This window comes from Candidatus Woesebacteria bacterium, assembly GCA_016700095.1.
GTDB lineage: Bacteria > Patescibacteriota > Microgenomatia > UBA8517 > UBA8517.
The window spans coordinates 153,473-175,622 of sequence record CP065002.1 but is presented as its reverse complement, the minus strand read 5'-3'; the positions used below and the strand labels follow the sequence as shown (position 1 = coordinate 175,622).

Genomic DNA, 22,150 nt, shown 5'->3' with positions numbered 1-22,150 from the left:
TTAATATGCAAAGTGAAGTTAAATGCGTTACACGCGTCTTTTCTCCCAGACCTCCGGATTAACAATGGTGTCCGGTTTACTACCGGCAAGAACCGAGATAATCGAATTAACAGCCTGCTCACCCATTTTATTGCGCGCTTCCCAGGTCGCACTCGCAATATGGGGTGTTAAAATCACATTTTCCATACCTATTAACTCCGGGTTAATAGTTGGCTCGTTTTCAAATACGTCCAGTCCTGCTCCCCCAACCTGTCCTTCTCGTATTGCATTAACCAAATCCTGTTCGTTCACTATCGGCCCACGTGAGGTATTGACAAGTAATGCACCCTTTTTCATTTTTGCAAAAGTATCTTTGTTCATTAAGCTTCTCGTTTCGTTAGTCAGTGGTACATGTAGCGTTACAAAATCGCTTTGCGAAAGCAAATCATCAAGACTTGCATATTCAACTCCAAGTTCTTTTTCCGCCTTCTCGTCACGCGAGCGGTTGAAGTAAAGAATTCGCATGTTCCACCCCTTTGCTCTGCGCGCCGTCATGCCGCCAATTCTTCCCATACCAACTATTCCCAAAGTTTTACCCATCATGTTTTGTCCCAAAAAAATCCCCGGTTCCCATCCTTTGTAAGCACCCCGTCTGGTTGATTCATCGGCTTCAACGACTCTTTTGGAAAGGGACATCATTAGCGCCCAAGCAAATTCAGCCACACTTTCATTAACTTCATCGCTTGGAGTATTTGCTATTACCACACCTTTTTCGGTCGCGTCTTCGACCACGATGTTGTTAAATCCTACTGCATAATTAGAAAATATCTTCACTTGCGGCCCAATCGCATCAATTACGTCCTTGTCAATTTTGTCCGTCAGAAATGAAAGTACTGCATCACTGCCTTTTGCGCGTTCCAAAAATTCTTCCGCTGTCAACGGTCGGTCGTATTCGGAAACTACAATTTCGTGTCCGGAATTAAAAAGAGGATCAAGTGCATTTCCGGGAAGTTTGCGGGATACAAAAACTTTAGCCATAAAATAAATGTAGCATACTTATGAAGATTTTCAAAAGATAGATAATTTTCACACAGGGACGTCCCTCTGTATTCTAATGTAAAAGATAATATTCTAATGTTAGAATGACACATGGAAGAATCTTCTGAGCCTGTGTCACCAAAACAAACAATCGGTGCAGACGCAAACGCCTGGAAAAGACGGGTGCGTGAATTTGTTAATGAACCAGAAAGAAGAAAGGCTATGCTTACTAAATTTATCAGATTAACTAAAAGCAGGATTAAAACAGAAGCAAATCTTGATAGCAAAATACACCTTTCATATATCGACGATGACCAATCGGGTATGGAATCATATCACTTTAGCACGAATGAATTAATATTTTGCTTAGGCGTTTCAATTGTCCCCACGGATGCTACTTTCAGAGAAGTATCCGGACAAAAGTGTTTTGCCTACAGTAAAGCACATGAACTAAAAAAAGAAGACAGAACAAACTACCATCTAATACTTAATCCCACAGTCGCAGACATATCGTCACCAGAAGAAACGCCTTACTTGGGTCTTGCAAGGGACGGAAAATTAATTAAAGACTTTTCTCCCCCAACCAAAGGACTGGAAAACTTTGCAGGTGGCTTCTCCATGGTTAATGGTGGATTCAACATTTTGCCATTAGATGAACTCAAACAACAAATTAATGACGGTAAGAACGCAGAGCAAACGATGTTTGTTGCAAATAACAAGAATTGGGCGAATTTGGCTGATTCTGACAATTTCCGTGAATTAAAAAATGATTGGAACGCTATGGGATACTTTTTAGACATGAATAATCAAAAAAGATATTTTGTAATTGAAAGTAAAAATCAAGCAGGTATACAAGGTATCAAAGGTGGTCTGAAAGCACTCGATGAAATAAGAGAAAAGAAAGGATATGCATCATGGCATATCGCCGGTTTAGATATTGGAGGAGGATTTTCGGCAATGTTACAAGATGTCGATAATGGAGCACAAACAATCAAGGGGCCAAGCGTTTTAGTAAAAGCCGACTTACTGAAAAACGAAGCTAGAATAGACGAAGTTGGTCACAAAAGAAGTCGGTTTTTCGTCTTTCAGTGGCCAAGAGAACGAATTTGATTTAGTCTATTTAACTCTAAACATTACAAACCGTTAGAACTCCTCCACCCTTACTCCACTGCTTTTTGCTCTCTCCATCCAAAGAGGTATATCTTCTTCCCGAAGAAGTCCTTGTTGTGGTCCAATGTAGCCAATGACACTTGCACTATTGACTGTCCCCCAAAGCAAAGCTTCTTCCAAAGTCTTACCCTTTATTATTGCCGAAATACATCCACTGCCAAAAGCATCGCCCGCCCCCGTCCTTTCATATGCATCAACAGGTAGTACACCGGATTTCAAAAATATATTTCCATCATACACATAAGATCCATCGGATCCTGCCGTAATAACGACAATTTTTGGCCCAAGACTATTAAGTCTTATTAATAGTTCCTTGATATCGTTTTCTTCGTACCCTGTAATTTTTTGCGCTTCCTGTTTGTTGACATATATCATATGTGTAAGCTTAATCGCTTCAGTAATGTCGCTTAATGCGCGAAGCTGTCTACTTCCGGGATTAAAAGCCAATTTAGTATCCGGCTTTGTTTTCAGATAATCCAAAAAATGATTATAAAATGGTCTGAAACTCTCGCCCATCGACGTGAGATAAACCCAGCCAACTTGCGGCAACGTTACCGGAAACTCATAGCTTCTTGGTGCATGGTAAGTAAAAATCGTTCTTTCGCCTTGATAACTGAGAATTGTTGACGAATTGGTCAAAGCATTTTCTTGCCTAATCGTATACGTCAGATCAACGCCTTCTTTGTTTAATTTCTCAAGAATCTGGTTGCCAATACTATCTCCGCCAAGTGTTGACACTAAACCGACCTTTAAACCGAGACGAGAAACCCCGACGGCATTGTTGCCCGCATTACCTCCGACGGAAATACTAAGTGACTTCACAGGTATTTTATCTCCATACGAAAAACATATCAGTGATTCTTTGCTGTCAACCATGCATAAAGTGTCACTTTCTTGAGGCACTAAATACGTATCTAGCGCGACGTCTCCAACTGATAATAAATCATACTTTGTTTCTTCCATACTAGAATTGTGTAACATTAAGACCGCTTTCTTTAGCTTTATTTAATCTCTCGTTAATACTTGTCAAATCAAGTAAACCTTGTTGCGGGCCGATAAATCCAATAACACTTGCGGCATTAATCGTACCACACAACAAACTGTCTTCGATACCAAATCCATTTATCGTAGCCGCCAAAAATCCTGTACTATATGCATCTCCGGCACCAGTTCTTTCAACCGAGGTAACAGGAATTACGCCGACTTTGTAGAAGTTACCATTATGCGCTGCATAACTACCCCCTTCTCCGTCCGTTATTACAACCGTAGTTGGTCCTAATGCCAGATACTTTTCAAGCAATTCCTTTTCTTTTCCGTGTGACTCTGCTAGTCCCACTATTTTTTCTGCTTCTTCTCTATTTGAGAATACCACTTGCGTTCGAGATAGGTATTTAGCAAGCCAGCTTTTTCCCTTGGCGATTTGTCTACCTCCCGGATTAAACGCCAACTTAGCGCCCGTTGACATTAACCAGTTATAGACGTCCTCGTAAAAGCCTTCGAAGTTTTCTCCAACAGAAGTTAGATACGCCCAATCGGAAACTTCAAGATTATCAGGAAATGGTGGCTGTTTGGGTGCGTAATAAGAAAGTATTGTCCGTTCTCCCTGATATACTATTACCGCGCCAAATCCCTGATTGACTCCTTCCGATTGTGTCACATAGTCCAAAGTTATCTCGTGACTTAACACTTCCTTGACGTAATCTGCAAGTGCCCCTTCGCCCAGTTCCGCAACCAAAGCGCTTTCTACACCCATCCTTTTTGCACCAATTGCTACATTAGCGCCATTTCCACCTGCAAGAAATGTTACATTATTCATTGAAATTTTTGCGGCGTAACTTAATTCGATAACACATTTTTTGGTATCAAGCGAACACTTTTTGTTGGCTTTTCCATCGGGAATTTCCATAAATGCATCCACTCTCGCCGAACCAAAAATACTTAATTTATTCATACTAATAAATTTGCAAAACCGCTAGTCTCCTTAGACACTCTAACATTTTTATGGCTAAAGTGGCAACCATTTGCTAAACTGTAAATATGACCCAAAACGATGTCCCTAAACCACCCTATGCAGACAACAAAAAAGCGACAAACTCTTTTCTTTATTTGAAGAAACTATTGGATAATCCCATGATCGGAGCTCTCGTAATGCTCATGATTACCCTTATAATATCAATATTTATTGGAGTCGTCGTTGTACGATGAAAAATATGTTTACCAGCTTCATGCATTCGGGAGTAAAATCTCCGTGGTTGTTTCAAGGTTGGGGAAAAACCCCAAAAAGAGTAAAGCTACTATTCAGGAAAGAGAATGATGGTTTTAGTGCAGAGCGGGAGTTGGAAATTATTACACAGAAAGCCAAAAGTGGAAAGGTAAAGATTATGCGTAAACATCGAATTCCACGATCACGGTTACTTACACTTGCAAGTATATTGGTACTAATCGTTTGCATATCCGTAATTGTGTTTTGTGAATTTCAAAAGAATAAAAGTGAGATAATCGTTACCAACTTTGATGAGTGCGTCAACCAAAAAGGAAGTATCATTCGGGAAACCTACCCGGAAACATGCGTGACTAAAAATAATTTAATATTTACAAGAATAATAACCGATGAAATAGACAATTCGGATTACAAACCGGATTCGCTAATTAACCAAGACTCACCCGATAGCAAAATTATAAATTGCGGAGGACGTACAAACTATCCGTGCCCCGAAGGATTTACATGCGTAATAGTCGACAATCAACCAGATGCCGGTGGAACTTGTATAAAAAATAATTGACAATATCCACGGCAAACTTATCACTACCCTTTCGACATGAGGGTGTTTACAATAAGTAAAGTATTATGAAAAAAAACGGTCTTGACACCACGGCTCTACTAGTGGTTGTTGTAATGTTCATCCTCCTTGGTACCGGAACATATCTATTTATCAAAAGCAAAATAACAATTCCCGAAAGTCAAAAAATTGTATCTTTGGATAAAAAAACATGGAAAAATTACAATGATGACAAGTTGGGTATTTCTTTCAAGTATCCTGGTGAATGGCACACAACGCAACTTCCTCAAGCGGCAAGGATTGAAATAGCTCTCAATGACGGTGAAGAAGGTTCAGGCAAAATTGCTAAATTCGAGATAACGCGTGGTGTTTATGGCAATCAGGGCGACAACGAAAAGTTAACTTTTGATCAGTTTATCGAACTACGAGGTCTCTCAAAGTTAACCCAGGAAGAGATAGACAGAGCAAACTTTGTTACCGACAAGTACAATATCGGCAAATACCAAGGCATACGCTACACCTATAAACCGACAAGTCTTGCGTATTTCGTCACGGAAATTCATCTTGCACAGTCGCCTACCTCAACCGACATTATTACAATCACATATCGCCACAATGAGAAAGAAAGTGTATCTGAGAAAAGTATTCCGGTAACGTTAAGCCAAATTCTGTCGACGTTTAACTTTACCAAACAATGACAAACAAAGGTTTCATTCAAATTGTTGTTATTATCATCGTGTTTGTAGTGGTGGGCATATCAACTATTGTTTATCTTCATCCAACCGATTACCAATCTTGTATGAAACTCCCGGGAAGTTCTGCAACGAAAATGATTCCATCAACTTGCACAACTTTTTGGGGGATAAATTTTCGGCAAGACGATTCAAGTAATTCTGAAATTTCCCAAACTGCAACATCCCAAAACGGTGACTATGTTCACTATTACAACGACAGATATGGATTTTCCTTTGAATATCCCAAGTATTTAGTCCTCGAAGAAAAAAATGACGGATCATATATTAATCTAAAGCGAGAAGTTATCTCCGATCCGTCACACTACGATGATAATTTTTATCTCGACGTTAGTGTACAAACCATCTCAAATAAAAACCTGGGAGATTTCTATTTGGAGAGTTATTGTGAAACGTTAAGGGGTTCGTCTATAACCTTCGACACCGACCATATGGTTGCAAACTGCATACAGCAATTTGAGAAAAGCAAAAGTGAACTTGTTATCGCCGGCAAAGATGCCCTTCGAGCCAATAATATATATTTTGTTTCTGAGAGAATTATAACGGTGATAAATAACGGAAGCTACATAAACTTCATTCTTTACCCCGGTGGTGAAGAAGGTTCGGGTATAAGTAAAAAAGCGATCGATACTTACGATCACATACTTGCTTCTATTAAGTTTGACCAGTAGTTAGCCTGTCTTGCCAGTCAATATGTCGCAGATTGCAAACTTGGCAAATGCTGTTGTCCAATAGGAGCATTGTGTGATTAGGAGTTTTTCCTTTTAATCACCTTCTTGGCGGCAATCACAATATCATCGGATTTCATGCCGTATTTTTTTAGCAATTGATCCGGTTTTCCGCTTTCTCCAAAGGTGTCATGCATACCAATAAATTCCATTGGTACGGGATAATTTTGAGAAAGTGTTTCAGCTATCGCTCCACCCAAGCCCCCTGCAATTTGGTGCTCTTCAACCGTTACAACACACCCCGTTGCCATAACCGATTGCAAAATAGTATCGGTATCAAGTGGTTTTATGGTGTGACAATTTATTACCGTGCTTTCAATTCCAAGTTTATCTAATTTATTTGCTGCACTTAGGGCTTCATATACCAAAGGCCCTGCGGCAATTATCGTTACTTGCGGATTTTTGCTCTCCCAAAAAACCTGCGCTTTTCCAATCTCGAAGGGAGTATCTTTAGATGTAATTACCGGCGTAGCCTCTCGTGCAAATCTTATATATGTCGGCTTTGAATTAAATGCAGCTTCATAAGTAACTTTCACTGCTTCATTAACATCACATGGATAGACAACGATCATATTCGGAATTACACGCATCGTTGCGATATCTTCTAGTGCTTGATGAGTTGCCCCGTCTTCTCCAACCGAAACCCCTGCATGACAACCGGCAATTTTAACCGGAACATCATTTAGTGCTATTGCCGTTCTTATTTGTTCCCAATTTCTTCCCGGTGAAAAAGCCGCGTAACTGGCAATAAAAGGAATTTTTCCGTAAGCGGCAAATCCTGCACCAAGTGTCGCAAGTAATTGTTCGGCTACACCTACTTCGATAAACCTATTTGGATATTTATCTCTAAAAACCGATGCCCTGGTACTTTCGGCAAGATCAGCACACAAAACCACAATCCTATCGTCTTTTTCCCCAGCCAAAACCAGTCCCTCACCAAACCCATTTCTGGTTGGCGATTTCTCAACATCTTTGTTAAATACACTTTCGTTTAGTTTTAATTTTTTGTTTAACATATAAATACAGTAAACAAGTAATTTTAGTTAATTGGTTGATTTAGATTTTCTAATACTAAGGATGTAACTATTAATCCCTTTTGCTAAACCTTGGTATTCAATGTCCAATAAGTCATAATCCGACTTTTCCAAATATCCCAGATTGTATGCTACAGACAAATGACTCTGAGTTTCAAAGCATTCACCCCTACTGATATATAGCACTCGTATCTTATCAGAATAATGATATCTTCCACTCGATTCGGCAATATTAGCAATCACACTATTTGATGACCTATTGGTTTGTTCAACCAAACCAAACCTCTCATCAATTGGATATCTAGATGTTAGTTTTCTTACTTTCATAGACAATTCCAAACCCTTCTGCCAAATTATCAAATCTTTAAAAGTTCCCACCATTCAAATATACTCAATTAACTAATTCGCTTCATTAACTTATAGTCCATCACTCATGCTCACTAACAATCTTTCCTCCCAATGTTCTAATATCATGTAACGCTTTTTGGGCTTCCTCACTATTTGGCGGTTTGCCATGCCACTCAAATTTATTCTCCATAAAACTTACCCCTCTTCCCGGAATTGTGTGGCAAATAATTGCCGTTGGTTTTTCATAAACTGCTCTTGCATGATTTACTGCATCGATTATTTCTTCCATGTTGTGGCCGTTAATATGCAGAGTATGCCAATTAAAGGATCTGTATTTTTCTTCCAAAGGCTCAAGAGGCATCACGTCCTCTGTAAATCCATCTATTTGAATATTATTTCGGTCGATAAAAGTAGTTAAATTGGACATTCTGTTTTTCCCAGCAAAAAGTACCGCTTCCCAGTGATTGCCGGCATTATGTTCACCGTCACTTGTAACACAATAAACTCTGTATCTTTTACCATCCATCCTGGCCGCATAAGCATACCCCGCTGCTTGGGCAAGGCCTTCACCCAAAGGACCCGACGTACTTTCAAGCGAGTGCATTTTAGTTCTTTCGGGGTGTCCTTGGAGTTTTGACCCAAGCTTTCTAAGTGTTTTAAGTTCTGACTTGGGAAAATATCCCGCTCTTGCCATTACAACGTAGCGAATTGGTGCGTAATGTCCACAAGACAAAAACAACCGATCCCTATCTTCCCAGTCAGGTTTTTCGGGATCGTGATTTAAAATAGCAAAGTAAAGTGCCGTAAAAAGATCAGCCGTCCCCAAAGGCCCTGCAGAATGCCCAGACCCGGCAGTAAGTAGCATGTTAATTAGATCAATGCGTGCTTTATTTGCTTCTTTTTCCAATTCTTCAATCGTCATCTTTTATATCAGTGTAGCAAAAGTATTTTGATTGCTCTATTGCTAGTTTAATTAGAATTCAAAGTGAAGAGGACAAAATCATTAAACCGAAGTTTCTACAGCTGGAAGGGCTTTTCGGGAGGATTAAAAACTCGGTTTTCGTTTTTGGCAAGCATTTCTTCAAAATACAAAATTGCTTCATAAGCTTCGTCGGGAGTTTCGACAATTCTAAATACTTTAAAGGCAATATCCCCAACGTGCATATTGTCTCGGAAAGCATTTACTATATTGTGCCAAAATTTACCGTACAAAATAAGTGGTTTGTGACGGCCAAAATAAAGTTTTGCCATTGCCCACGTCATACCAAATTCAGAAACAGTCCCTGTTCCTCCATTGAAGACTACATAAATATCCCCAAGTTCCAGAAGTTTAAGTGTCCTTTCCAGATAATTTTCTGTAACAATTTCTTGGTCAAATTTGTTTTCCATGTCCCTTCCTTCGAAATTAGTAATATCTTTGGGATAAAAAGTAACACCAATTGCGGTTCCTCCTGCTTCTTTAGCTCCTTCTGTCACTGCCCGCATGGTACCAGGCCCACCGCCGTTAATTGCAACATATCCCTTTTGCGTTAAAAATTTGGCACATTCAACGGCTTCTTCGTACAACGGATCTTCCCTTTGTGTGTCTGCCCATCCAAAATATGCAACTTGCCTGATTAGCTTTGCATTGATTGGTTGATGTCCGCCGATTGTTTGATCTGTCATATAATTTAGATTAATGCTTTTTCGTATTTTAATATATTAGCGTTAAAGTCTCCTTTTAACAACCGTCTTCCAATTACTACTTCATCAGCTCCTGCTTGAAAAATATTTCTAATGTTATCTTCGTTAACTCCCCCATCAACACCGATTGAAAAATTTAAATTATTTTCCTTTCTTATTTTTGCCAAGGAGCTAATTTTGTTAAGTGCCAAATTATCAAACTTCTGACCTCCAAATCCGGCTTTAACACTCATAACCAAAACCGTTTGGATATTTTTATAAATATTTGTATTTGTAGGTATGTCAGTATTAAGATCAAAAGCGATTCCGGCAATTTTCCCAGCTTGAGCTATTGTTGCCAAGTACTTTTCAAACTGATTTATACTTTCGTACTGAGTTATAATTCTGTCAAAGCCAGCGTTAATGGATTCCTCAACCCAATTATCCAAACTGTCAGAGGCAACCTGCACATGCGCATCAAAGAATCTGTTATCGTATTTAGTTAGATCAATTTCTGTGGGTGTGATTGTTGTGTTGTCCGCATAAACTCCGTCAATAAAATCTATATGAATTCCTTTTGAACTTCGTGCAACCTGCATTAAGCTTTCAAATTCGTCTAACTTTCCTGTAAGAATCGAGGGTATTATTATCATTTCAAAATTCTTTTAATTAAATAAGCCAACCAAAGTCACTTAAATCATTAGCTTTCCATTTGGTGGGAAAGGGAAATCGGATCACTGGGGGCAATTTCAGATCCTAATGTATGACCAACTCTTACTACTTGTTCCACCAATCTATTGGTATATCCCCACTCATTATCATACCAGGCAAAAACTTTTACTAAATTGCCGGCAACCACTTGCGTTAGCGGTAAATCAACAATTGCACTTTCCGTCCTTCCAATAATGTCAGAAGAAACCAACGGCTCCTCGGTAACTGCCAGAATTCCTTTGTATATTGCATTGTTTTCAGCTGCATTTTTGAGAGCTTCGTTTACTTCTTCTTTGGTGACATTTCTTTTAAGAAGTATTGTAAAGTCTGTTATTGAACCTGTGGCAACCGGAACTCTTAGTGACATGCCATCAAACAAACCTTTCAGCTCAGGAATTGTCTCGGTTGTAGCAATAGCCGCTCCCGTTGATGCCGGGATAATATTTTCGGCAGCGGCTCTAGCTCGTCGCAAGTCTTTATGCGAGTTATCTTTTAATCTTTGATCATCGGTGTAACCATGAATTGTCGTCATTAATGCCTTCTCAATCCCAAATGCAGAATGAAGAACCGACGCAACAGGTGCAACGCAATTTGTTGTACAACTCGCATTTGAAATTACTTCCGGATTCCCTTTTACTTCATTGACACCAATCACATACGTTCCCACATTTTCACCTTTACTCGGAGCAGAAATTACTACCCTTCTTGCTCCCGCTATCGCGTGTTTATGTGCACCTTCTTGTGTGGTAAATGCACCGGTTGCTTCAATCACAACATCGACGTTGTACTTTTTCCAAGGAAGTTTCTCGGGGTCTTTTTGTGCCAAAACGGGAACCTTTTTGTCGTGATATAGAAAGTTGCCAATTTCGGGATTATCATCTGTTGCCTCTTTGAGGTCTTTTGTTTCTTCCGATCTAATTACAGTTTCAAATTTTCCGTACGAAGTATCGTAATTAGTCAAATATGCCCAACCGGCAGTATTCATGCTACCAGAGGTGTTTATCGCGACTAATTCCAGTTCACTCTCGTGGGCTTTGGCAATCACGCGAAAAGCAAGTCTTCCGATTCTTCCGTAACCATTAATAGCAACTCTAATCATAATTATTGTTTTACTACAAGCTTAGATTGCAGCAACGTAGATCTATATTCAGTCTATCAAGGCAGGTTGTAAAGGTAAAGACATTAAATGAAATTGAAATATATTCCTACAGGAATCAACATGAAGTCGAAAATTAAACCAGCTATTGGATATGAAAAGGTTAGTAAAGCAATAATACCAAACCAAGAAAGGAGATTATCATATATCTCAGATCTTTGCCCTCTCCTGTGATAAATGTAGCTTACAACTATAAGTAAAGGTAAAACTACTGGAATAATTAATGTATAACCAAAATTAATATAAGTCTTCCATAAATTGACATTCGAGCATGGTTCAAAATAGTTTTGAAAACTATGCATCACTTCCTTGTCCATTGCTGGATCCAATGGGATGCGATATTTCACACAAGGAACAGCGAACATGATAATTAACAAAACAATCCACCACTTCCACAACTTTCTAAAGGACTTGTTCAACCAAAGGATCAAAGTCCCAATCGAAGGTTTCTGTATAAAATCTCTCAACTTTTCATAGTTATTTACCTTGTTCATTGTTGCACTTCTACTCCAATAGTATTCTCACCTGAGTTTGCAGTTACATCCTTAGGATCTGAAATTTCTTCAGACCTAATAACCGTTTCAAACTTTCCATATGAACTATCGTAATTCGTTAAATACGCTCAACCAGCGGTATTCATACTACCTGATGTGTTAATTGCAACCAATTCTATTTCGCTTTCGTGACTTTTGGCAATTACACGAAAGGCAAGTCTTCCTATTCTTCCGTAACCATTAATAGCAACTCTAATCATAATTTATAACCCACGACACCCACGTTAGTAGCATTAGGGTCATATATTCAGTCTAGTAGACGCGCCCCACCTTATCAAGTGTGTGTTATAGTATTACTCTAAAATGTATTTTACTATTGAAAATGATCCACCTGACAGAAAGGACGAGTACGATGATAATACGAACCCGCCTCTAGAAGATGAAACAGGTCATAATTATGACAAGGAAGATGCCACAGGAATTGGCAACGATGGATCTTTCATAACTGGTGACATAGAAACGGATCCCATTAGACATTCAGACAATTAAAGACTTACATCAATTCCCGGCATTGTCTTATTCTCCAAATAATAAAGCATTGCTCCTCCACCTGTACTAATCCAATCAAATTTGTTTTCCAGTTTAAAATATTTAATTGCTTCTTCGGTATCTCCACCCCCTGCTATCTTATAAGCATTAGAATTGGCAATTGCCGTAAACACTCTCTTTGTTCCCAATCTTTGACCTTCATCCTCGAATTTTCCAATCGGGCCTGAGACAATAATTGTCTTTGCCCCTTTGGCTGCTTCTTCAAAAATTTCAATTGATCTAATTGTGATATCTTCTTTATCTTGATTAAGATTTGCCACAACAACGTTTGAATTAATTAGCCTTTGCGTAATCGGGTCTTTGTCTATTTCTCCCATCAAATCGGGAAGCCGACCTGCAACCAACACTTCATCAAACTTATCCTTAAAAGCATCAATGTATTTTAGTTTATCTTCCTTGATACCGCTGATATAAACACGCGACGGTTTAGATGAATCGTTTAATACCTTTTCCAGCATTTCAATCTCTTTTATGAATCTTTCTCCAAAAACAATTTGACCGCCTTTGGTTTTAATAAGTTTAGGCAAACCAAAGATAGATGCATGCTCTCTATGACTACTGGCAAATGCTTCATTGATGTATATTTCAGGGCTAAAATAACTGTATAGATTGTCCACAAACTCACTTGCATTACCGGTTTCTCCTTCCCAAAATCTTAAGTTTTCCATTAAAAAAACTTGGTGATCTGACGAGCTGAATTTATTACCAAACGGAAAATCTTCGTAGGTGATAAATTCTACATGTCTTTTCATTTCATTCTCAAAAAACGCTTTGAAAATAGACATTGACAGCTTATCGACTTTTCCCTTTGGTCGTCCTCTGTGTCCGCAAATTACCAATTTTTTGGGATTTTGTTTTAGTAATTCTTTTGAAACCTGGAGGGCGACTTTTATTCTTGGATTGTCAAAATTGTCTTCATCCAAATCTACACGAAGAAACGCAAGCTTTCCTTGTGCATTTATTTGTTTACTCGCAATAAGGCTCATATCTCATGATAAAACTTACGCATATTAACTACAAGGTATAGCATAAGAAGTTTATTGATAAAGTTGAAATTTACTAACCTAAATCCTATGACACCTTTCATGGAACATAAAACTTGCGATGGGTGTGTGCTCTTTACATACTATTCTCCACCGGCTAGTTTGTTTAAGATGAGGCAGGAAATTTATTTGTTAGAACCAAGATTGAGAAGATTTAACACAAATCCACAATCTGACGAATGGGGAAAGCGCGGATGTAAGTTTGGTGGTGGGTGTCCATCCGCAAGCACTTGCATGTCTCCTAAAGACTTCGTGCAAAAATAACATACTTAAAAAAGGACGCTTGTTATTTCTTTTTAATTATTCGCCTCGATTCTTTTTATATCCTCCAATCTTCTTACGTGTCTAACCTCCCCATCAAACCGTGTTTGAAGAAAAGTCTCTATCATTTCTTTAGCTTCCGTTTCACTTGTGAAGTCAGCCGCAATAACCAAAATGTTTAAGTCATCATCACATCTGCCCGCTTTTACCTGATCAACTTCTTTGCCTACCGATGCTCGTATATTATCAAACTTATTGGCAGCTACTGCCATTCCGACTCCAGAACCACACAAAAGAATTCCAAAAGCTTCTTTCTCGCGTGCGACGACTGAGGCAACCTTTTCGGCATGCAAAGTATAATCATCATCAGGATTTAGTTCATATGCACCATAGTCTTCAACCAAATGTCCCCCATCAACAAGCCACTGAAAAATATTCTCTTTTAATTTGTAACCCCTGTGATCTGTTCCCAAATAGATTGTCATACCGGTGTGTTTCTAAGAGCTATTTTTAAAACCTTCAACCAAATCCATTAAACTCGCCATTGGATCTTCCGATTTGACAATACCGCTTGCAACGGCAATACCTGTAGCCCCCAAATCAAGCGCCGTTGTTACGTCTTTTTTTGACTTGATACCGGCTCCAACGATTAAAGGTAAACTATTTGCTTTTGCGATTTTTGAAGCCTCAGCTATTACTTCCGGTTTTGCTTCACTTACTGATGTTTCTTCGTTCCCTACAAGTTCGGGAGGTTCATATGAAACGAAATCGGGTTTCAAATTTATTATCTTTACTAATTCGTCTGTATCCTCGGCAAAAATCAATGTAGATAAATTTACCTCTTCGCATCTTGCCCTGGCTTTTACCAGACTTTCCCAATCGGCAAATTTATGTTCCGAATGATTCAAAAATACTCCTTTTATCCCGATGCGGACAACTTCTTCCGGTAAAGTCCAACCGGTATGAGCTCCATAACTAATCGGGTCAATGTGTTGTACCCAAACATCCAACCGCGTACTGTCAATCACTAATTCAGCATCAATCGCTTGAACAACAGGAATAATTTTTATGTGTTCACTTCTTGAAACCTCTTCAAGAATTTTTGTTAATGACACAGCACTTAGTCCGCTTCCCTTGCTATAGGTTTTGTAGTTTACAAAAATCATATTATTTTAAGATTTCATCTAATTTGTTTTTATCAAAACCAACCACTTTTTCTACCAAACCATCCTTGTCGACTACCGTATAAGGAACACCCAAAAAACCCCCGGAGATATTTGCCATTTCATTTTTGGCATCCTCATCCTGGTCGACTAATTTTTTGGTATAGTGAATTTGTTTTTCATCCAAATAATCCATTAGCATTTTGCAATACGGACATGTCATTGTTGAATAAACTGTTACTGTCATTAGTACCACCTCCTTTTTTTATCAAATACTTTAGCGATATCTTTATTCTACTAAATGAGGAGTTTTTTTCATACTATAAATAATCTATCCTTTTTCGAAAATTTATTAGTTTAATAAATTGGACACATAAGTATTTAAATACCGATAAGTATTAGTGACAAGCATTAGCCCAACTATCACAAGTATTGATCCTGCTATTATCGAAATGATATGAGTATATTTTGTAAATATTTTCAAATATTTCGGTGCCGAAATTAACGTAAATGTAACAATCAAAAACGGTATAGAAATACCAAGTGAATATACAAATAATAGCATCGCCCCACTTAACGCCTGATGCGTAGTGGCAGCCAAAGCCAATATCGACCCTAAAACTACTCCTACACACGGTGACCATGCAGTCGCAAAAATCACACCGACCAAAAACGACTTGACGTAATGTGTTTTTTCAACCCATGTCGGAAGAGAAAACTTATATGTTTTTGATAGAAATGGAAGTCGAATCAGACCAGAAAATTCGAGTCCAAAAAAAATAATAATTAATCCTCCTATTTGCTGTATCGGCAAACTGTATTGCCGAAAGATTACACCTAAGCCGGCAGCGGTTGTACCAAGCAATACAAAAACCGTCGAGAAACCCAAAGTGTAGAGCAGACTAGCCAGAATCATTTTCTTGCGATATGGTTTATATCCTTTCTTTTTGAGATCTTCAATTGCAATCCCGGTTACATAACCTATGTAAGTCGGTAATAAACCAACAGCACACGGAGACAAAAAGGATACAACTCCAGCCATTAACGCGATCGGATAAGTTATCTCAACCATGTAGTAGTAATAAATTTACAATAAGGAATATTATGCATCATTGTTATTATTAACCGTACTTTCTTTTTTGACCAAAATGAAAAGCTATCAACTTGCTCTCGTTACCAATACTTGACTTCTTCGGGTTTGGTTGAAGTATGATTCGATTAAATAAATCAGTTTTATTGTCATACTTATCGCAAGTATGTAAAACCCGACGGTGATTGTCAAGCACGCTTTAATATAAATGAATGACGTCCTCTACCGACAAAAGTCGGTAGTATCCGTCTTCTCAATAAGGATTCGATCTAAAACCACTGATTGAAATCAGTGGTTTTAGACTTAACGAGAATAAGCCCTAAGTTGAGACGGTTAAGAAAACAAAAATCCGATAACTCTAAACCACGAAGGTTGATCCACGGCAACTATTTCGCCCGTAAGCGCCGAAACACTTGCCGTAATACTAACGGGGTATGTATAAAAATTAAACACATTAATTTCTTTGGCACCAGCAATCTTGTAGGCGAGATCTCCTCCCGGTATTTCTTCTATCGTCACGCCGTCGTTGTCGTACTTAGTTAACGTTTTTGCCCGAAGCAAAGTCTGTGTTGCTTCTTTGGGATTAACGGATAAAAACCGCTTTCCACTTGGGGCATTAAGCATTAATCTTGCGCTTGCCGGATCAACCGTAATTTCATAATCGGTCGTAGCCCTGACACCCGATTCTTCGATGTTAAATTTATTTTCTTTGATAAATATTGACATTTTATTTACTTGAGGTCGTTCCTCGATTTTTACAACTTCGTCCCGATAATCCGAAACGTCCATTTTATGACTGGCTCCATCGGTCTCGACATTAAGAACAATTAGACCGTTTTCTTTGGTTAAGGTTACCGTAGAGTCGGATTTCTGATTTGACGAAGCTGTACTTGTCACAGTGACTTGTTCACTTACGGGAATTTCCAAACCGCTTTCGTCTTCCAACGATAAAACGTTTACAATCAATTCTCCCGACGACTCGACAACAACAATTGAAGCCATGGCAAGTTTGCTGGAAATTGAAAAAGCTAAAACTGCTAAAAAAAGAGAGAGAAATATTTTGCTTGTCATTACTAATACTATAGTAGACCAAAGAATGATTTAAAAAAAGTTTCGTTTTATTATTGCTATATAAATTATTTTGTTAATGTTACTATTCAAAGTGATTATTCTAATTCTCTCGATAACTTTTAAACAATAATGCTTTAAAATATATTTTTTGTAACTATGAACGCTTTGCGCTCTATTAAACACCATGGATGAAACTCTAACGTATGAAAAAAAACGCGAAATAGAACTAAATGCAAGAGATTTCAAAGGTCCCATAACTTCTCCCGATCACCCCTTGCATCATACAGTGCAAAATATTACACAACATTTAAGGTTAAGCGACAACTTCGTTCTAAGGGCAAACCGAGAATTGCCTTTAGAGATAAGTGAAAGAATTCCCATGGGAAGCGGATTTTTCCAAGTCGTTCAAAGAGAAAGAAAAACCGTTGGTCATGTTGGTTTTGAACCCGGAATACTTACTAGTAATCATACCCCTGACATCGAAACAAGAGTCGAAGAAACAATACATTGGCTCCATGATGCTGCAAATCCATTTACAAGAAATGAGTCACTCCAAATTTCAAGAAACCGAGAAACGTGGTACAGAATGAAAAGTGAAGGTGTCAACGAATCAGCGGCAATTATAGACAAAGTACGCGACGCTCAACTGATACAACTGAGAATCTTTTCGGAAAAAATTGGAATCACACCCCGGACGAAACCTGTAAGTGAATCTGATTTTGAACACGCAATTGGCTACTTAATTGAAAAAAATCAATCTGGAAAACACATTGTCAGAATGTCGATGGGTCAAGTTGCCAGGCTTCATTCTGCATTTGACGCCATGCAATTATCTGTTGACTCAAAAACAACCTCACTGGTAAGTAGTTGTTGTGCAAGTTTTGAATATTGTCAAAATCAGATCGCAATAACAGAAGGTGAACACTTTAGTGAAAAGATGAGAATGGATAGTGATCATGAATTATTGATTTACAAACTCGATAAAAGAATTGTTGGTGCTAGTGAAGATGGTGTCCAATGGACGCAAATTGCTAAAGCATTTGAGATTGCAGGAGTCAATCTAGACGACCCTGACTATCTACAAAGACAACTTGAAAATAAAATACGCAGTCTTAATCCTGATCAGCTTAGAAAATCAATTAGTAATTATATTCTACGAAAACCTTTATCGCCAACAGAAATTGGAATTCTTTCCAAGTTATTTGCAGACACACAACAACACGGCAATTTGACAGCTCTGCGTCAGGAATTAGTAAATGCAGAAGGAGAAAGACTTGAGGATATTAGAGATCGCACACAAAGTGTAATAGTCAGAGCTATTGATGAAATAACACCGCAAACAATAGAGGAAGATGGGGCAAGTATATTAATAAAGTTACTTAATAATCACCAGCGTTCAGTTATTAAAGAGCAGTATGTTAATTCTACTAGTGTTTTCTTTTTCGACGATTTACCTGGTGATGCGATAGCACGAGATAATTTACTCAGAAACCCACAATATCTTCTATATGCAAGAAAAGCGGCTTTGAAAGCAATAAATGAAGGAAACGAAAACCATCCGTTCCAGCCTGCAAAAGTAGCCTCAGGAATCACAACTTCCACAAGTGTACGTAATAGTTTTCTGGGCAAATCTTTTGGTAATCTTGCAAGTGCGGCATATGTTTCTGACACAACACGAAAAATTGAACGAGATAATTTTTATTCCGGCTATAGACAATTATCGGTAACGGCAAATGCGCATTACGACTCAGTCTTAACAAACAAACACAATGGACACAAACACGCTCTTCACGAAATCCCCACACAAGACGCTTTTTCAAGTAGCCGCCGCATAGCACAGGGGCAAAGTAATGAACTTATGCGATTAGCCCAAGTAATTCAATCGCATGCACACAGGAGAGATGTTTTAAAAGAACCAATTGCAAAAGTTATTCGTAAACAAATGGTACAAGGAAAACCTGAAGATATTGAATTTCCAAGTGCCATGATGGGCGAATACAGTGCAACACTTAGGACGGAGGGGGGACGCGAATGGGTCGATAAACTTTGGAGGTTTGTCGACAAACTACGTAGTAAAAAAAATGGTGAAGATGTTTTACTAAAATTCTTTGCGGCAGTAGATTTATCTCAACAACAAACTATTGTAAACGGTTACTTGGCTTGAAAGACACCAATTCTACTAGATTCGCTTTATTTTACGCATAATTCAAAATATTATTGCTTTCCAAACAAAGATTTCAAATTCCCTAATTTACAATCACTTAAAATTCGTTTTATACTTAAAACATGTTAGATACTCCTCAAGGATTTGAAAATTTGCAAAACGTTGAAATATCCCCCATTGTTCAGTACCTAATTACAATTATTTTTGTTCTTGCAGTTGTTTTATTCTTTTTTATGTTTCTAACGGGTGGAATAAGATGGATGCTATCAATGGGTAACAAAGAAAAAATAGAAGCAGCCAAGGGTCAATTAAAAAGTGCGTTTGTCGGTTTATTGATAGTTTTTCTCTCTTGGACGGTTATGCAGTTTATCGGTCAAGCACTCGGGGTCAATCTTCTCACGTTTAGCGTCCCGGGTCTGTAACTACACTAACTTCCATTGTTAGTTATTAGGATTAGCAATATCAAACTACGCCACCTTCTCACATTATGTAGACTCGCTACTTACTCACTATTCGTGTTTTCATCTCACTTTATCTATCCATCCTCAAATACACACCAAAAAGAGCAAGAACAGCTGCTACCAATAACCATTGCGTCGAAGCCAGCCAGATGTCGGTTCCGAGATATCCAAGACCCGACAACAAAACCGCGACTATTGCTCCACCCATTAACATTTGTGCAATCACCCGCATGTCTTTTTTTGATACCTTCATTTTAATCACCTCCAACCATCCCTATACTACGAAATGATCGAGCAAAAATCCGATGCCATACGCTGTAAGCGCCGCAAATCCACCCACCAACAAAGTCTCCATGGCAGCTTGTAGACTGTGTTTATTGGCATACTTCCCCCTTATATATCCGGTTGTAAACAGTGCAATAAAAACCATAACAATTGAAATCTCGAAAGCGTTAGTCAAGTGAAGTAAAAAAGAGATTAACGGAATTAAACCAATTATCACAAAGGACGAGAGTGTAATTAAGCCATGAACAAAAGGAGTACCATTATCATCGTCGTCGTCTCCGTTGGCAGCTCTATACTGTTTTTCCGATTTAACTCCTAAATAGTTTCCTGCCCCCATTGAAATGCCATCAGCCAATAAATTGGCAATTCCCATAATCAAGATAACGGAAGTTGAAAAAGAAGCGCCTTGTGCTCCTGCAACAATTGCAAAGGTTGTGATTATTCCATCATTTGCCGCAAATACACAGTCACGCAAAAAAGCAGCTTTTGTTGGAATAGACTTGTCTCTCACTGAGTTAATAATAATCTTATGTGTAGTTTAAGGCAAACGTTTGAAGAACAAAGAAGATCAGATATTATGCTACAAAACACAAAACCGTATTTGCCAAAAGACAAGTAAGGAGTGTGTTTTGTAGCAATAATCTGGAAACTATTAGTTTTCTCTAGGCTCTTTAGGACGAGCTTCGTTTACAACCAAGTTTCTTCCCTGGAAGTCTTTACCATTAAACATTTCAATTGCTTTTTTGGCCTCTTCGTCATTTTCGAATTCCACAAAACCAAAACCTTTACTTCTTCCGGAATATTTATCTGTGATAACTACGGCATCAAGTATCTTTCCTGCTGTAGCAAAAAGATCTCTAAGCTGATCGCCAGTTACATTGTAATCAAGATTACCTACGTATAATTTACTCAAATTTACTCACCTCCGCAAAACTGCTCTATTGGGAACTTGCATCTTTAGGAAACCTAACCAATGAAGTATCAAAAGAACTTTGACAAGTATAGCATTTTATTTTACAAACAAGAAATATCCGAGCGTTGTTGTTATACTTAGCACAATGAAACATGAATTTTTTAAATCCAAGGAGAAAAATATTAGACTACCTGTATTCTTCCCCGATGCTACACGTGCCGTAATTCGAACACTTGACCAAACTGATATTGCAAACACCCATACCCCGGGAATTTTGGTAAACACCTGGCACTTATATCGGGAACTGGGCAAAGATATTTTTAAAAAAGTAAACGGTGTCCGCGAGTTTATGAATTGGAATGGTGGTCTAATTTCCGATTCCGGCGGTTTCCAGGTAATGAGCATTGCAAAAAAAGATAGCAAAAAAAAGGCGGTTACAGATATTGGGGTAACTTTTCGTCTCTCAAGAAACAAAAAGGTGCTATTTACTCCTGAGAAATCAATTCAATTTCAAATGTTAATCAAACCCGACATGGCGGTTGTACTTGACGATTTCACCGATCCTGAAGCAACTGAAAAGTCAGCCAGAGAAACGGTCGAAAGAACTATTCTCTGGGCAAAAAAAAGCAAAGACGAATTCGACAGGCAATGCACAAGATTGAAATTGTCGGAAGACAACAAACCTTACTTACTGGCCGTTGTTCAGGGGGGTGAATTTCTCGACCTTAGAAAAGAATGTACGCAAAGGCTTGTCGAGATCGGTTTTGATGGTTTAGGTTACGGTGGTTGGCCAATCGACAAAGACAACAATTTTAATTACCAAGTCGCAAAAGTAATCGCCGAAAACGCACCCGAAAACTATTTGCTCTACGGGCTGGGTGTCGGCAAACCCGATGAAATTGTAGGTTGCGTAAAGCTTGGATATCAGATTTTTGATTGTGTTCTCCCCACTCGAGATGCGCGACACAAAAGACTGTACGTTTATAACGCAGATACGATTAACAATATCGACGTTCACGCTGAGAATTTTTATTCTTACTACGTTCCCGACAAAGAAAAACATTTTAAAGATCTGTCTCCGGTAAGTACCGCATGCGATTGTCTTTTGTGCACCAAATATTCAAGGAGTTACCTTGCACACCTATTTAGAATCAAAGAGCAGTCAGCTCTAAGGCTTTCGACAATACACAATTTGAGATTTTATTCTATCTTAATGGAAAAATTACAGCAGTAATCTT

The 22,150-nt window shown here is 38.4% G+C and carries 28 protein-coding genes; 9 read left to right on the top strand and 19 right to left on the bottom strand.

Going from position 1 to position 22,150, the window contains the following annotated elements; all coding sequences use genetic code 11:
• Positions 1-27: 27 nt before the first annotated feature.
• Positions 28-1,017 carry a D-glycerate dehydrogenase gene (locus tag IPM62_00935; GenBank protein ID QQS39165.1) on the bottom strand — a complete coding sequence of 330 codons (990 nt, stop codon included), beginning with the start codon at positions 1,015-1,017 and terminating at the stop codon, positions 28-30.
• A gap of 111 nt (positions 1,018-1,128) precedes the next feature.
• Here IPM62_00935 and IPM62_00930 point away from each other — a divergent pair, with 111 nt between their 5' ends.
• Entirely contained in the window at positions 1,129-2,127 is a 999-nt protein-coding gene (locus IPM62_00930) for a hypothetical protein (GenBank protein ID QQS39164.1), read from the top strand.
• A 33-nt stretch (positions 2,128-2,160) separates the two neighbouring features.
• On the opposite strand, the gene IPM62_00925 is transcribed toward IPM62_00930, so the two are convergent.
• Positions 2,161-3,150 (bottom strand): carbohydrate kinase family protein, encoded by a 990-nt coding sequence (locus IPM62_00925; protein QQS39163.1) that lies wholly within the window; start codon positions 3,148-3,150, stop codon positions 2,161-2,163.
• A gap of 1 nt (position 3,151) precedes the next feature.
• Positions 3,152-4,138 (bottom strand): carbohydrate kinase family protein, encoded by a 987-nt coding sequence (locus tag IPM62_00920; protein ID QQS39162.1) that lies wholly within the window; start codon positions 4,136-4,138, stop codon positions 3,152-3,154.
• 86 nt (positions 4,139-4,224) lie between these two features.
• Here IPM62_00920 and IPM62_00915 point away from each other — a divergent pair, with 86 nt between their 5' ends.
• From IPM62_00915 to IPM62_00900, 4 genes are all read left to right on the top strand, one after another.
• On the top strand, positions 4,225-4,392 hold the full coding sequence (locus tag IPM62_00915; protein QQS39161.1) for a hypothetical protein: 168 nt from the start codon (positions 4,225-4,227) through the stop codon (positions 4,390-4,392).
• Positions 4,389-4,970 (top strand): hypothetical protein, encoded by a 582-nt coding sequence (locus tag IPM62_00910; protein QQS39160.1) that lies wholly within the window; start codon positions 4,389-4,391, stop codon positions 4,968-4,970. Before IPM62_00915 ends, IPM62_00910 begins: the two co-directional genes overlap by 4 nt.
• Before the next feature lie 65 nt (positions 4,971-5,035).
• Positions 5,036-5,665 (top strand): hypothetical protein, encoded by a 630-nt coding sequence (locus tag IPM62_00905; GenBank protein ID QQS39159.1) that lies wholly within the window; start codon positions 5,036-5,038, stop codon positions 5,663-5,665.
• Entirely contained in the window at positions 5,662-6,390 is a 729-nt protein-coding gene (locus IPM62_00900; protein ID QQS39158.1) for a hypothetical protein, read from the top strand. The genes IPM62_00905 and IPM62_00900 overlap by 4 nt, the downstream gene beginning before the upstream one ends.
• A 77-nt stretch (positions 6,391-6,467) precedes the next feature.
• Here IPM62_00900 and IPM62_00895 read toward each other — a convergent pair whose 3' ends face one another.
• From IPM62_00895 to IPM62_00865, 7 genes are all read right to left on the bottom strand, one after another.
• Positions 6,468-7,463, bottom strand: a complete 996-nt coding sequence (locus IPM62_00895) for a transketolase family protein (GenBank protein QQS39157.1) — start codon at positions 7,461-7,463, stop codon at positions 6,468-6,470.
• A 27-nt stretch (positions 7,464-7,490) separates the two neighbouring features.
• Positions 7,491-7,862 carry a four helix bundle protein gene (locus IPM62_00890; protein ID QQS39156.1) on the bottom strand — a complete coding sequence of 124 codons (372 nt, stop codon included), beginning with the start codon at positions 7,860-7,862 and terminating at the stop codon, positions 7,491-7,493.
• Positions 7,863-7,908: 46 nt separating this feature from the next.
• A complete protein-coding gene (locus tag IPM62_00885) occupies positions 7,909-8,751 on the bottom strand; it encodes a transketolase (GenBank protein QQS39155.1) in 843 nt (280 codons plus the stop codon).
• Positions 8,752-8,846: 95 nt separating this feature from the next.
• Positions 8,847-9,494: an LOG family protein gene (locus tag IPM62_00880; GenBank protein QQS39154.1), complete on the bottom strand. Its 648-nt coding sequence runs from the start codon at positions 9,492-9,494 to the stop codon at positions 8,847-8,849.
• A gap of 5 nt (positions 9,495-9,499) precedes the next feature.
• Entirely contained in the window at positions 9,500-10,144 is a 645-nt protein-coding gene (locus tag IPM62_00875; protein QQS39153.1) for a hypothetical protein, read from the bottom strand.
• Positions 10,145-10,191: 47 nt separating this feature from the next.
• On the bottom strand, positions 10,192-11,304 hold the full coding sequence (gene gap, locus IPM62_00870) for a type I glyceraldehyde-3-phosphate dehydrogenase (protein ID QQS39581.1): 1,113 nt from the start codon (positions 11,302-11,304) through the stop codon (positions 10,192-10,194).
• Positions 11,305-11,980: 676 nt separating this feature from the next.
• A complete protein-coding gene (locus tag IPM62_00865; GenBank protein ID QQS39580.1) occupies positions 11,981-12,115 on the bottom strand; it encodes a hypothetical protein in 135 nt (44 codons plus the stop codon).
• A gap of 100 nt (positions 12,116-12,215) precedes the next feature.
• Here IPM62_00865 and IPM62_00860 point away from each other — a divergent pair, with 100 nt between their 5' ends.
• A complete protein-coding gene (locus tag IPM62_00860) occupies positions 12,216-12,401 on the top strand; it encodes a hypothetical protein (GenBank protein QQS39152.1) in 186 nt (61 codons plus the stop codon).
• On the opposite strand, the gene pgk is transcribed toward IPM62_00860, so the two are convergent.
• The 6 genes from pgk to IPM62_00830 form a co-directional block, all read right to left on the bottom strand.
• Entirely contained in the window at positions 12,398-13,447 is a 1,050-nt protein-coding gene (gene pgk / locus IPM62_00855; protein ID QQS39151.1) for a phosphoglycerate kinase, read from the bottom strand. The two genes, IPM62_00860 and pgk, sit on opposite strands and share 4 nt — an antisense overlap.
• Before the next feature lie 353 nt (positions 13,448-13,800).
• On the bottom strand, positions 13,801-14,250 hold the full coding sequence (locus IPM62_00850) for an RpiB/LacA/LacB family sugar-phosphate isomerase (GenBank protein QQS39150.1): 450 nt from the start codon (positions 14,248-14,250) through the stop codon (positions 13,801-13,803).
• Positions 14,251-14,262: 12 nt separating this feature from the next.
• Positions 14,263-14,931: a triose-phosphate isomerase gene (locus tag IPM62_00845; protein QQS39149.1), complete on the bottom strand. Its 669-nt coding sequence runs from the start codon at positions 14,929-14,931 to the stop codon at positions 14,263-14,265.
• 1 nt (position 14,932) lies between these two features.
• A complete protein-coding gene (locus tag IPM62_00840) occupies positions 14,933-15,175 on the bottom strand; it encodes a glutaredoxin family protein (protein QQS39148.1) in 243 nt (80 codons plus the stop codon).
• 105 nt (positions 15,176-15,280) lie between these two features.
• On the bottom strand, positions 15,281-16,000 hold the full coding sequence (locus tag IPM62_00835; GenBank protein ID QQS39147.1) for a sulfite exporter TauE/SafE family protein: 720 nt from the start codon (positions 15,998-16,000) through the stop codon (positions 15,281-15,283).
• A gap of 351 nt (positions 16,001-16,351) precedes the next feature.
• On the bottom strand, positions 16,352-17,089 hold the full coding sequence (locus tag IPM62_00830; protein ID QQS39146.1) for a hypothetical protein: 738 nt from the start codon (positions 17,087-17,089) through the stop codon (positions 16,352-16,354).
• A 184-nt stretch (positions 17,090-17,273) separates the two neighbouring features.
• Here IPM62_00830 and IPM62_00825 point away from each other — a divergent pair, with 184 nt between their 5' ends.
• A complete protein-coding gene (locus IPM62_00825; GenBank protein QQS39145.1) occupies positions 17,274-19,253 on the top strand; it encodes a hypothetical protein in 1,980 nt (659 codons plus the stop codon).
• A 122-nt stretch (positions 19,254-19,375) separates the two neighbouring features.
• Positions 19,376-19,675 carry a hypothetical protein gene (locus IPM62_00820; GenBank protein QQS39144.1) on the top strand — a complete coding sequence of 100 codons (300 nt, stop codon included), beginning with the start codon at positions 19,376-19,378 and terminating at the stop codon, positions 19,673-19,675.
• Between the two features lie 109 nt (positions 19,676-19,784).
• On the opposite strand, the gene IPM62_00815 is transcribed toward IPM62_00820, so the two are convergent.
• From IPM62_00815 to IPM62_00805, 3 genes are all read right to left on the bottom strand, one after another.
• On the bottom strand, positions 19,785-19,967 hold the full coding sequence (locus tag IPM62_00815) for a hypothetical protein (GenBank protein ID QQS39143.1): 183 nt from the start codon (positions 19,965-19,967) through the stop codon (positions 19,785-19,787).
• A 21-nt stretch (positions 19,968-19,988) separates the two neighbouring features.
• Positions 19,989-20,510, bottom strand: coding sequence for a VIT1/CCC1 transporter family protein (locus tag IPM62_00810; GenBank protein QQS39142.1), 522 nt, complete (start codon positions 20,508-20,510; stop codon positions 19,989-19,991).
• Positions 20,511-20,651: 141 nt separating this feature from the next.
• Positions 20,652-20,912 carry an RNA-binding protein gene (locus IPM62_00805; GenBank protein ID QQS39141.1) on the bottom strand — a complete coding sequence of 87 codons (261 nt, stop codon included), beginning with the start codon at positions 20,910-20,912 and terminating at the stop codon, positions 20,652-20,654.
• Between the two features lie 145 nt (positions 20,913-21,057).
• On the opposite strand from IPM62_00805, the gene IPM62_00800 reads away from it, so the two are divergent.
• Positions 21,058-22,146 (top strand): queuine tRNA-ribosyltransferase family protein, encoded by a 1,089-nt coding sequence (locus IPM62_00800; GenBank protein ID QQS39140.1) that lies wholly within the window; start codon positions 21,058-21,060, stop codon positions 22,144-22,146.
• Positions 22,147-22,150: the final 4 nt, after the last annotated feature.